Here is a 12,111-nt window from a genome sequence, read left to right as displayed (position 1 = left end):
GTCATCAGGCCACCGGGCCGCCGCGCACGAGTCGCTCGATCGCGCGACGGTCGGGCTTGCCCGATGCGAGCAGCGGCATCCGGTCGACCACGTCGAGGCGTACGGGTCGGGCCGCCGGCGTGAGCCCGGCGGCGTCGGTCGCCCGGGCGAGCGTCGCGAGCGCATCGGATGTCGCGGCGGCATCCGTTCCTGTAGCAACCACCGCCGGCCGCTCCCCCCACTCGGGATCGGGCACGCGCACGACGACGGCGTCGGCGAAGCCGGGCTGGGAGCGGACCGCTCGCTCGACCTCGCCGAGCGCGACCTTCACCCCGCCCGAGACGATCACGTCGTCGGCGCGGCCGAGGATGCGCAGCGTGCCGTCGTGTTCGATCCGACCGAGATCCCCGGTGCGATACCAGTGCGTGCCGTCGGCGTCGGCCGCGAAGGCGGCCGCGGTGCGCTCGGGGTCGCCGAGGTAGCCGTCGGCGAGCATCGGCCCGGCCAGCTCGACGAGCCCCTCGGCGATGCGCGCACGCACGCCGTCGATCGGACGCCCGTCGTAGACGCATCCACCCGACGTCTCACTGGAACCGTACGTGCGGGTTACCCGCGCGCCGAGCACGTCGGCGGCGACGATGAGCGACGGCGGCGCGGCCTGGCCGCCGAGCAGGATCCGGTCGAATGAGCGCAGGGCCTCGGCTACGCGACGGTCGGACGCGGCCGCGTCGACGAGTCGGCCGAGCTGCACCGGCACGAGCGACGTGTACCGGGGTCGCCGCCGGTCGAGCCGTGCGGATGCCGCGGCGAACGCGGCCGGGTCGAAGTGCTCGCCGCCGAGCAGCACGGGTTCGGTGCCCGCCACGATGGATCGTGCGAGCACCTGGGCGCCCGCGATGTAGTGCGCGGGCAGGGCGAGGAGCCATTGCCCGGGTCCGTCGAGTGCCGCCTCGGTCGCCGCCGCGCTCGCGCCCAGCGCATCGGCCGAGAGGAGCACGCGCTTCGGGGCATCCGTCGATCCGCTCGTCTCCACGACGAGCGCGACGTCGTCGTCGACCCCGATCCCGCTCGCTCCTCCACTAGCACGCCCCAGGTTCCCGTTCCCGCGTGATTCGCCCGTTCCACCGGCAACGCTGCGCGGGAACGGGTACATGGGCGGTCGGGATGCGACCGGCCAGACGGCCGGCCCGCCGTCGAGGGCGACGCGCAGCGCCGCGGTCACAGCTGCGACATCCGACGCCGCAACCTGCTGGACGGGTTTCATGTCGAGCCGTGCCCAATCTGTAGTGCCATGAGGCGCGCGGCCGATCAGGACCCGGCCGCGATAATGCGTTGAACGAGGTCGTTGGCCCAGACGACGGCCTCCTCGACGGTGTTCCGAACGTCGAGACCTTCGGCGGCTTCTGCATACAGGGTGTCCCACTGGTCACCGGCCATGATAGTCGGCGGCCACACCTGCTGACGCCGGTAGTCGAAGAGCCGGACACAGGTCTCAGCGACCCGAGGGAAGTCGAGGTCTTCGCTCTTGTCGAGGAGTTGGAGGTCGACGAGGTCGCGCGCTCGCGCGCTTCCGTCGCCCGAAACCGCATGGAGTTTCTGTGCGATCTGATAGTCCGCACGCATGACCGGCACCGGCTTCGGCGCTTCGAGCCCGACCTCGGTGAAGAGTGCGGCGAGGTCTGCGGCGAGTTGGTACTCCGGCTCGTCGGCGTCACCGATCTCGTTGTGGCCCACCTCGAACTTCACCGAGCACCACGGGCGGCCCAGGTATTCGAGCCTCACCTCGAAGGGTTGCATGACGTACGCCGTGGGCACAGCGGGCGGACGAGGCGCGACCTTCTCGATCAGCCTCCCGATGAAGCCAGCCCACCCGGCAGCGAGGGACTCCTCGAAGTCGCTGCGGAACCGGGCGAGCGACTGAACCCGCGCGGCGTCGAGGTCTTGGGTGAAGCGCGTGCCGCGGCCATAGCGCAGCGCCATCGCGCTACCGCCCTTGATCGCACCCTCAGGCAGCATCTGGCCGACCACGACCAGCGCCATCCCGACCCGGCGCCGAAGCGCGAGTCCGTCACTGCCTTCGAGGTTGCGGATGCGCTGCTCCAGGGAGCGCACACTCGTCGGGGCACCGGAATAGCTCACGACCGCAGTCCCTTCCGCACACGCTGCCAGTCCGCGGTAGTGAGCAGGCCATCCTTGCGCGCCTGCTTCGCCGCATCCAGCAGGCGCACAGTCTCGATCCGTCCACGGCATTCCAGGATGGCATCGGCCACCGGCTGTGCCTCCAGCCCCTCGTAGAACGTCGTCCGTGCATCGTTCTTCACGTGGGTCAACTCGACGAACGCCGGAAGCGTGGGGCGCGCTCGCCTGTGAACGGCGACCTTGATATTCCTCGGATTGACGTCCGCAAGCCCGAACAACGCGAGCACCGACTCACCGTGAAGGTAGGCACCCTCACCCACCCGAAGGAGCGCCTCGGCGAACTGGTCGAACGCCGTCGGAGGAACGTCCGGCACCCGGTACAGCCCGTATGCGACGTTCTCCAGACCACCGCGAGCGGCGAGCTTCGGCAGTTCGACCGCCGGCACACCGGCCTCGGCCGCCTGCTTCGTCGTGACGTACCCGTAGTGATCGAGCGCGATCTCGCGCACGATGTCCCGGTACTTCACCTCGGCGACCACGTCACAACTCTACCGAAAACAGTAGAGTTGTGACAAACCTCACGCCTGGCCTGATACCGCCGGATCAGAAGTGCCACGGGTACGGACCCCAGTCGGGCTCGCGCTTCTCGAGGAACGCGTCACGGCCCTCGACGGCCTCGTCGGTGCCGTAGGCGAGCCTGGTCGCCTCACCGGCGAACACCTGCTGGCCGACCATGCCGTCGTCGACCGCGTTGAACGCGAACTTCAGCATGCGGATGGCGGTGGGCGACTTGGTGAGGATCGTGCGCGCCATCGCGATCGCCTCGCGCTCGAGGTCGGCGTGCGGTACGACCCGGTTCACGGCGCCCATCTCGTAGGCGCGCTCGGCCGAGTACTCCTCGGCGAGGAAGAACACCTCGCGGGCGAACTTCTGCCCGATCTGGCGCGCGAAGTACGCCGACCCGTAGCCGGCGTCGAAGCTGCCGACATCGGCATCCGTCTGCTTGAAGCGGCCGTGCTCGCGACTCGCGATCGTGAGGTCGCACACGACGTGCAGCGAGTGGCCGCCGCCCGCCGCCCAGCCCGGCACGACCGCGACGACGACCTTCGGCATGAACCGGATGAGCCGCTGCACCTCGAGGATGTGCAGGCGCCCGACCGCGGCTTGCCCGCCGTGCCCGCCGTGCCCGCCGTGCCCGCCGTCGACGATGGCCGTCTCGGCGTCGGAGTACTTGTAGCCGTCGCGCCCCCGGATGCGCTGGTCGCCGCCCGAGCAGAACGCCCAGCCGCCGTCCTTCTCGCTCGGCCCGTTGCCGGTGAGCAGCACCACGCCGATGCGCGGGTTCGTGCGCGCGTCCTCGAGCGCGCGGTAGAGCTCGTCGACCGAGTGCGGCCGGAACGCGTTGCGCACCTCCGGCCGGTCGAAGGCGATGCGGGCGATGCGCCCGTCGGTGGAGTGGTGGTAGGTGATGTCGGTGAAACCGGTGGAGCCGGTGACGGATGCCGCGGCATCCGTCCACTCGCTCGCGTCGAACAGTTCCGAGATCTCGCGTGCCATGCGTCCAGCCTATTCCCGGCGGCCGGAGCATCCGCCCGCGGCGGCCGACCGATCGCTCAGGTGACGACGACCGGCGCCTCGGGCGCCGGCCCACCCGTGAGCAGCGACACCACGCCGGCGTACACGATCGACCCCACCCAGATGGCGCCGTAGGCGAGCGGGACGAGCGCGGCCACGACGAGGACGAGCCCGATGACGGCGATCACGACGTTGCGTCCTGCGGAGTCCCGCACCTCAGTGGCCTCGACGCCGAGCGAGTCGAGTTCGTCGGACATGTGCACCCCCAAGTCGGTACACGCTAACAGAACCTCGTGTCCCCACGGCCGAGATGCATGAATCCGACCCACGCCACGTCCTGGCGACGCATGGCGCGGATCCTCATGTGTTTGTTTCCCGACCCGCGAGGGCGAACGGATGCCGCGCGGGATGCCACGATGGGAGGGTGACCGACGACGACGCAGTCCTCCCGAACCTCGAAGAGCTCCTCTCCACCGCGCGAGTCGTGGCGCTCCCGCTCGTCACCCGGTTCCGCGGGCTCGACGCGCGCGAGGCGCTCCTCCTCGAGGGGCCGCAGGGCTGGACCGAGTTCTCGCCGTTCGCCGAGTACGACGACCACGAGGCATCCGCCTGGCTCGCCGCCGCCATCGACTACGGCTGGAACGCGCCGCCGCCCGCGCTGCGCGACCGGATACCGGTGAACGCGACCGTGCCCGCGGTCGACCCCGACAGCGTGCGGGCCGTGCTCGCGCGGTTCCCCGGATGTCGAACGGCGAAGGTCAAGGTCGCGGGCGGCGACGAGACGCTCGCGCAGGAGATCGCGCGCGTGCGCGCCGTGCGCGAGGCGCTCGGCCCCGAGGGACGCGTGCGCATCGACGCGAACGGCGACTGGAACGTCGACGAGGCCGAGCACGCGATCCACGCACTCGCGCCGTTCGACCTCGAATACGTCGAGCAGCCGTGCCCGACCGTCGAGGAGCTTGCCGAGATCCGTCGCCGCACGAAGTACATGGGCATCCCCATCGCCGCCGACGAGAGCGTGCGCCGCGCCGACGACCCGCTCGCGGTCGCCGAGGCGGGCGCCGCCGACATCCTCGTGATCAAGGCGCAGCCGCTCGGCGGGATCCGCCGGGCCCTCGACATCGTCGCGCGAGCCGGCCTGCCCGTCGTGGTCTCGAGCGCGCTGGACACGAGCGTCGGCCTCGCGATGGGCGCGCAGCTCGCGGCATCCGTGCCCGACCTCGCCTATGACTGCGGTCTCGGCACCGCGGCGCTGCTGGCGGCGGATGTCACGCGCGACCCGCTCGTGCCGGAGGGCGGGTCGATCGCGGTGCGGCGGGTCGACCCCGATCCTGAGCTGCTCGACCGGTACGCGGCCGGCGCCGAGCGCACCGAGTGGTGGATCGAGCGGCTCGGCCGGGCGTACGCCGTGCTGGACGCCGCACCCCGCACGGGCCTGGACGCCGCACCCTCGGGTCCCACCGACTGACCCGCGACGCGAGGAACCCCCACGTTCTGGGGGGGGGCCGCACGCTCGGCTCCGGGCGGACCCTGAGGTCGGCGGAGACCGAACGGTGCACGCTCGCTGCCGGGCGACCGTCTTCGGCCGTCGATTCACAACTGGAAGGGATCATCCATGTTCTCGAGGACCATGACCAACATCGGCGCCGGTATCGGCCTGGCCGCCGCGATCTCGCTGGGCAGCGGAATGGCCGCGTATGCGCACGACTGTTACGTCCCCAACCGCTCGGCGCAGGGCAACGCCGGCGTGTCCAACTCGCAGGCGTGGTTCACGCTCTACATACCCGACGCACTGGCAGGGGATGTCGCGAACGGCGTGATCACCACCGAGCAGGCCGACTGCATCTTCGACCTCTACACGCAGGGCGGCGGTCCCGAGGTCGTGTCGATCATGTACAAGGGTGCAGCGGGGCAGGGCGGACTGATCGGCGCGAACAACCCGAATGACTGGCTCATGTCGAACGGCACGGGAGTGGACCACTTCTTCGACACGTACGGCGGACTGATCTTCGGCAGCTACGAGGCGTGCGGCGCCTCCTTCCCCGTTTGACGACCGACTCGTGAGACGCTGATGCCCGGCGGTGGGGGAACCAGCCGGGCATCACTCGCGCGGCCTCCAAACGAGAGAGATCTCGGACGGAGGGCCGCGCCGTTCGGGCAGAGCTGCGCACACCTGCTCCGCCCGAACGGGATCAGTCGGCGCTGACGCGCGCCGGGGCGACGGCCGGTCGGCCACGCCGCAGGCGCGGCCCCACGACGACCAGCCCGGCGGCGAGCGCGGCGAGACCGAGCAGCACGGCCAGCACGCCCTGCGTCACGGTCAGGCCGAGCGGGCCGACCACCGTCAGCGCCGTGACCGCCTCAGCTCCCGAGGCGACGCCGACGAGCCGCACGTGGTGCCCGTCGGCCTCGGTCCCCTCCGGGATCGCGACGTCGAACGACACCGTGCCGTCCGCCGCAGCAGGCTGTGCCTGCAGGAGCGTCGGCGTGGAGTGGAGCCAGACCTGCACGAGCTCTCCCGGCTCGAAGCCGGAGCCGGACACCGCGAGGGTCGAACCGACCTGCACCGAACCGGCATCCAGGCCCACGGTCGGCGCGGCCGACGCCGCACCCGGCTCGCCGTTTCCGGCACCCGGCCCCGTCACCTTCTGGCCATCGACGAGCACCGCGGCCGTGCGCGCCGGGATCGTCAACGTCCCGGTCTTCGCCTTCCACTTCGTCTCCTTCACGATCTCGTCCTCGCCGTTGCGCTGCGCCTTGGCGAGCTTGAAGTCCCGCCCGGCGAGCCCGTCGACCTGCTCCGTGATCGCCTCGGGCGACGCGTTGAACACGACCAGCGCACCCTCGAACTCCGGGTCGACATCCTCGCCGACGAGGTCATCGATGAGCATGATGATGAGGCCGTCCGTGGCATCCGCCCCGCTGTTCGGGAACGACACCTTCTCGTTGATCAGCGACGCCGAGCCCAGCTGCAGCAGGTCGACCGACGAGCGCACCCGAAGCAGGTCGAGCGCGGATGCCTCGGCCGCGGCGATATCGGCCGCCGTCGGCTTGAGCGCCGGGTCGGCGAGCAACGGCTCCATGAACGACCAGTTGTCGTCGTTGTCGGCGGCGGGTGGCAGGCCCGATCCGAAGGTCGACTCCTGACCGGTCCAGTCGATGCGGTTGAACCAGTCGCCCGAGTTGTAGCTGTTGCGGTCGAGCGACTTCGACCGCAGCAGCTCGGTGCCGGCGTGCCAGAACGACGGCGACTGCGAGAACGTCACGGTCGCGAGCGACAGCGTGTTCATCCGGATCCGGTCGGCCATCGCCGTGTCGACGGGCAGCTTCAGCACGCCGAGGTCGTACAGCGTCTCGTTGTCGTGCGCGTCGACGTAGTTGATGACCTCGTCCGGCTGGTCGGCGTAGCCGGCCGGCGACCCGTTGTAGTCGACGTCGGCGCCGGTCTTCGGCACGCCGTCGGAGCCGACGAGCTCGAAGTCGCGCAGGTTGCCCGCGAGGCCGACCTTCACGAGGTCGGTCTGCTGGCCCAGGTCGCGCGTGCCGTCACGCACGGGCCTGCCGTTCGGGTCACCCGCGAGGCCCGTGCCGAAGCCCTGGTCGAAGATCGACTCGCCGACCACCGGGCTGCCGCCGTGCACGCCGTCGCGCAACCGGTCGTTGAACGTGCCGATGCCGGTGCCGCCGAGCTGGCCCTGCGTCGCCTGCTCGAAGCGGGCGTTGTTCGCGACCTCGCCGAAGTTCCAGCCCTCGCCGTAGAGGTACACGGCCGAGCCGTCGACGCCGTCGTCCTCGAGCGTGAGCTCGTCGAGCGCGGCCCGCACGGCGAGCATGTTGTCGCGGGAGTGGTGGCCCATGAGGTCGAAGCGGAAGCCGTCGACCTTGTACTCGGTGGTCCACAGCACCACCGAGTCGACCATGAGCTTCTCGGCGACCTCGTGCTCGGTCGCGATGTTCTGGCAGCACGTCGAGGTCTCGACGGCGCCGAGGGCGTTCAGGCGCTGGTAGTAGCCGGGCACGATGCGGTCGAGCACCGACTTCTCCCCCTGACCGGATGCCGCGGCGTGGTTGTACACCTCGTCGAGCACGACCTGCATGCCCATGCCGTGCAGCGCGCCGACCATCTCGCGGAACTCGGCCACGCGGGCACCGCCGTCGGGGTCGACCGCGTAGGAACCCTCGGGCGCCTGGAAATGGAACGGGTCGTAGCCCCACTTGAAGCCGTCGAGGTCGCGCACCGCGTCGATGCACGTCTGCTGCTCTGGCGACGCCGGACCGAACGACGCGAGGTCGCACGCCGGGGTCGCCTGCGCGGCCCGGTCCTCCTCGATCGTGGCGATGTCGAACGTCGGCAGCAGGTGCACGGTGTTGATGCCGGCCTCGGCGAGCTCGCGCAGCTGCGCGGTGCCCGCCGAGTCGTGCGTGAAGGCACGGTAGGTGCCGCGCTCGGCTTCGGGCACGCTCTCGTCGGTGATCGAGAAGTCGCGCACGTGCAGCTCGTAGATCGCACGGTCGACCGCGCGCCCGACGACGGGCGCGGGCGTCTCGTCCCACAGCTCGGGCGCGAGCGACTCGTCGTCGAGGTCGACGATGACCGTGCGCGCCGAATTCGTCGTGAGGGCGACGGAGTACGGATCGGTCACCGAGTTCGTCTCGATGACGCCGGTGGTCGGCGCGAACACCTCGATCGACCAGCGGTACTCATCGCCGACCGACGGGCCATCGACGCTCCACGTGCCGTCGGCGGGGTTCCACTCCGCCGGGATCACGGTCGGGCCGCCGACGCCGCCCGACGGCCACACCTCGAGCGCCACCGACCGCGCCGTGGGCGCCCAGAGCCGCACGGTCGAGTCCTGGCCGGTCACGGTCGCGCCGAGCGGCACGGATGCCACGGCCTCGGCGTAGAGGTCGTCGAGCACGCCGGGCACCTGAACGCCCGTGAACGCCGTGAGCTCCGTCGAAACGCGCTGCGACACCGCGAGCTGCTCGGTGAGGAGCTCCTGCACGGTCGCGCGGTCGAGGCCCACCGGATGCAGGGCGAGGAAGCCCTCGAGGTGCGGGAACTTCGCGAGCTGGGCATCGGTGAGGCCCGCAGGGTCGAGAGCGAGCTCGATCGAGCCGTCGCTGCCGGTCACCACCCGGTCGGCGACGGCGAGCGCGGCGGACGCCGAGTGCTCGATCGCCCACGTGGCCTCGGCGGCGGATGCCCCGCCCAGCAGTTCGACCGGCCACGCGAGCGTCTGCTCATCGATCCAGTGCGCCCGCGCCTGGCCGGTGCCCGCGAGCGGCGGGTCGGTCACCACGATCTCGAGCACGTGCGTGGCGAGCGTGTATCGGAACTCGACGAGCTTGCCGTCACTGGCCGTGAACGCGTAGTTCGCTCCGCCCGGCGCACCGCCGACGCCGTAGTTCTCGTCCCAGCTGAGGCCGTGCGCGACCTTCGCCTCGTAGCTGCCGCCGGGGATGGCCGACGTTGCGAACGTGTAGACCCCGTCCTTGTCGCCGTCCTGCATGAGCGACGCGAGGCAGTCGGGCTGCCAGTCGCCGGAGCATCCGATCTCGGACTGGAAGCTGCCGGGCAGGGTCACGACCGGTCCCTCGGCGGTGGACGACACGACCTTCGTGTTCGGGTTCCAGTAGAACGTGATCGGCCCGCCGGGGTGCGAGTAGGCGATGTTGGGCCCGTTCTGCTCGCCGTTCGCGCCGTAGTTCAGGTCCCAGCTGCCGTTGAGCGCGACCTTGTACTCGTAGTCGCCTGCGGGCAGGTCGAACGTTCCGGCGTAGATGCCGTCGCCGCGCAGCGTGAGCTTCGCCGCCTCGCATCCGGGCGTCCAGTCGCCCGCACAGCCCATCTCGGAGTTGTGGTTGCCGGGCACCGTGACGAGGTCGATCGGCGGCTCGGGCTCCTCCTCGACGACGAGGTTCACGGCGTTGCCGACGCTCGCGTACGTCGAAGCTGCGGCACGGTGGCCGGCGGCATCCGTCGACACCGCGCGGTACTCGAGGAGCGTGCCGTTCGCGAGGCCCTCGGTGTCGTGGAAGACGCGGGGGCTCGTGTCCTCGGCGGTGCCGAGGGCGTGCCAGTCGCCTCCGCCGGCGACGCGCCAGGCGAAGCTCGTCTCCTGCCAGGTGGCGTCGTCGACGTCGGCGGCGACCGGGGCCACGCCGCTCACGCCGGCTCCCGCGACGGGCACGTCGACCGAGATGGCGGATGCCGCGACGGGGGCGCTCACCTGCCGGTCGGCCTTCCACACCACCGCGCCGAGCGGCGGCACGGTCACCGACACGACGCCCGCGGCATCCGCCGCGACCGCCTGGCCGTCGCCGTGGAGCACCTGGAACACGCCGTCGCCCGTGAGCGTGGGCACCTGCACCGTGCGCGGCTCGTTCGCGTTGTTCGCCGCCACCAGGTATTCGACCCGCTCGGTGCGGTCGACGCGCGAGAACGCGTAGACGCCCGCACCGTTGTCGACGTAGCGCTCGAGCTGCGCGCCCGTCTCGAGGGCGGGGTGCGCGGCGCGGAGGTCGGCGAGTGCGGCGATGTGCTGGTAGAGCGGGGCGTCGGTGCCGAAACGGTCGACGCTGCCCGCGGTCTCGCCCGTCACGAGCGGCTGGTTCTGGTACTCGGCGACCTGGCTCGCGAAGAGCGTCTGCCGGGCGTCCTTGTCGCCGCCGGTGCCCGCGAAGCCCTGCTCGTCGCCGTAGTAGACCACGGGCTGGCCGCGGGTGAGGAAGAGCAGCTCGTGCGCGAGCTCGTCACGCGCGAGCGGGGCATCCGTCGACTGCAGCATGTAACCCACGCGACCCATGTCGTGGTTGCCGAGGAAGGTCGGCAGCGCCGTCGCCGACGAGTCGGGGGTGGTGTAGTAGTCGTCGCCCGCGAACAGCGACTGCAGGTTCTTCGCCGAGTTGCCGGCCGCGAAGCTCACCGCCTGCGACTGGAACGTGAAGTCGAGCACCGAGTTCATGTCGGAGTTGCGCACGTACGGCGAGAGCTTCTGGGGGTCGGCGTCGTAGACCTCGCCGAACATGAAGAAGTCCGGCTTGTTGACGGCGGGCGAGTGCGCGTAGTCGAGGACCTCCGTCGCCCACTGCTCCCAGAACTCGAAGTTGACGTGCTTGGCCGTGTCGATGCGGAAGCCGTCGATGCCGAGGTCGATCCAGTCCTGGTAGACCTCGACGAAGCCGCTCACGACCGTGGGGTGCTCGGTCATGAGGTCGTCCAGGCCGACGAAGTCGCCGTACGTGACCGACTCGCCCTCCCACGTCGAGTCGCCGCGGTTGTGGTAGAGCGTCGGGTCGTTGAGCCACGTGGGCGACTTGAGGTCGGCATCCTCGGGGGTGACCGTCGGCGTGTACGGGAAGCTCGTCGCCGGATCGAGCGCCGGGAACGCCGGCGCGCCGGCTCCGGCGTAGTCGGCCGGGTCGAAGGCGTTGCCGTCGGCGTCGCGATAGGGCTCGGTGGCCTGGTCGATGTAGCCGTACTGGCCCTCGGCGTAGTCGATGACGTCGGCCGTGTGGTTGGTGATGATGTCGAAGTACACCTTGATGCCACGGTCGTGCGCGTCGGCGATGAGCGCCTGGAGCTCGGCGTTCGTGCCGAGGTGCGGGTCGATCTGCGTGAAGTCGGTGATCCAGTAGCCGTGGTACCCGGCGCTCACGTTCGCGCCCTCGCCCTGCACCGGGCGGTTCCTGAAGCTCGGAGTGAGCCAGATCGCCGTGGTGCCGAGCCCGTCGATGTAGTCGAGCTGCGAGCGCAGGCCGGCGAGGTCGCCGCCGTTGTAGAAGCCCTTGTCGGTGGGGTCGTAGCCCGTCGTGAGGCGATCACCCGTGAGGCCGCCCTCGTCGTTGGCCGCGTCGCCGTTCGCGAACCGGTCGGTCATCACGAAGTAGAACACCTCGTCGCTGCCGGCCTGGCGCACCGGGTCTGCCACGAGCGCGGCGTCGGATGCCTCGTCGTACGCGCCGCGCAGGCCGGTGGCCTCGAGGCCGACGCGCTTCAGCGTGTCGTCGAAGATCACGCGCACCGGTGTGTCGCCGGCGACCGTGAGCGGGATGTCTCCGGCGCCGCCGTCGAGGCCGTACGACTCGTCCCACGTGTCGTTCACGGCGACCTTGTAGTGCCAGTCGCCCGCGGGGATCGTGAACTCGGCCGCGAACACGCCCGGCGTGCCCGTCGCGATGAGCTCGGTCGCGGCGCAGTCGGGCGACCAGTCGGCGGGGCATCCGAGCTCCGACTGCAGATCGCCCACGAGGGCGAACGTGCGGGGCTCCTCGGCTGCGGCCGGCATCGCCACGCCCGCGACCGCGGCCGACGCCGCGAGCACCCCCGCCACGACGAGGGCGAACCAGCTTCGGACACGAGCACGTTGCGTCATCCTTGACTCCCCGAATTCCGGCACGACCGCGTGCCACCGA

8 protein-coding genes are annotated in these 12,111 nt (G+C 70.8%); 2 read left to right on the top strand and 6 right to left on the bottom strand.

From position 1 onward, the window contains the following. Nucleotides 1-4: 4 nt before the first annotated feature. From IEX31_RS12635 to IEX31_RS12615, 5 genes are all read right to left on the bottom strand, one after another. Nucleotides 5-1,243 carry an AMP-binding protein gene (locus IEX31_RS12635; RefSeq protein ID WP_188743784.1) on the bottom strand — a complete coding sequence of 413 codons (1,239 nt, stop codon included), beginning with the start codon at nucleotides 1,241-1,243 and terminating at the stop codon, nucleotides 5-7. A 44-nt stretch (nucleotides 1,244-1,287) separates the two neighbouring features. Further along, complete coding sequence (locus IEX31_RS12630; protein WP_229662333.1) at nucleotides 1,288-2,118, bottom strand: nucleotidyl transferase AbiEii/AbiGii toxin family protein; 831 nt, start codon at nucleotides 2,116-2,118, stop codon at nucleotides 1,288-1,290. After that, nucleotides 2,115-2,657 (bottom strand): type IV toxin-antitoxin system AbiEi family antitoxin domain-containing protein, encoded by a 543-nt coding sequence (locus tag IEX31_RS12625; RefSeq protein ID WP_188743783.1) that lies wholly within the window; start codon nucleotides 2,655-2,657, stop codon nucleotides 2,115-2,117. Before IEX31_RS12625 ends, IEX31_RS12630 begins: the two co-directional genes overlap by 4 nt. Before the next feature lie 64 nt (nucleotides 2,658-2,721). Then, complete coding sequence (locus tag IEX31_RS12620) at nucleotides 2,722-3,675, bottom strand: 1,4-dihydroxy-2-naphthoyl-CoA synthase (RefSeq protein WP_188743782.1); 954 nt, start codon at nucleotides 3,673-3,675, stop codon at nucleotides 2,722-2,724. Nucleotides 3,676-3,731: 56 nt separating this feature from the next. Beyond that, nucleotides 3,732-3,950 carry a hypothetical protein gene (locus tag IEX31_RS12615; protein ID WP_188743781.1) on the bottom strand — a complete coding sequence of 73 codons (219 nt, stop codon included), beginning with the start codon at nucleotides 3,948-3,950 and terminating at the stop codon, nucleotides 3,732-3,734. A gap of 167 nt (nucleotides 3,951-4,117) precedes the next feature. On the opposite strand from IEX31_RS12615, the gene IEX31_RS12610 reads away from it, so the two are divergent. Continuing rightward, entirely contained in the window at nucleotides 4,118-5,161 is a 1,044-nt protein-coding gene (locus tag IEX31_RS12610) for an o-succinylbenzoate synthase (RefSeq protein WP_229662332.1), read from the top strand. A gap of 147 nt (nucleotides 5,162-5,308) precedes the next feature. After that, a complete protein-coding gene (locus tag IEX31_RS12605) occupies nucleotides 5,309-5,743 on the top strand; it encodes a hypothetical protein (protein ID WP_188743779.1) in 435 nt (144 codons plus the stop codon). A gap of 142 nt (nucleotides 5,744-5,885) precedes the next feature. On the opposite strand, the gene pulA is transcribed toward IEX31_RS12605, so the two are convergent. Beyond that, on the bottom strand, nucleotides 5,886-12,071 hold the full coding sequence (pulA, locus tag IEX31_RS12600) for a pullulanase-type alpha-1,6-glucosidase (protein WP_188743778.1): 6,186 nt from the start codon (nucleotides 12,069-12,071) through the stop codon (nucleotides 5,886-5,888). Nucleotides 12,072-12,111: the final 40 nt, after the last annotated feature.

Source organism: Agromyces bauzanensis (assembly GCF_014645655.1).
Taxonomy (GTDB): Bacteria; Actinomycetota; Actinomycetes; order Actinomycetales; family Microbacteriaceae; genus Agromyces; species Agromyces bauzanensis.
The sequence above is the reverse complement of the archived record's forward strand: the minus strand, read 5'-3'. Positions and strand labels throughout refer to the sequence as shown.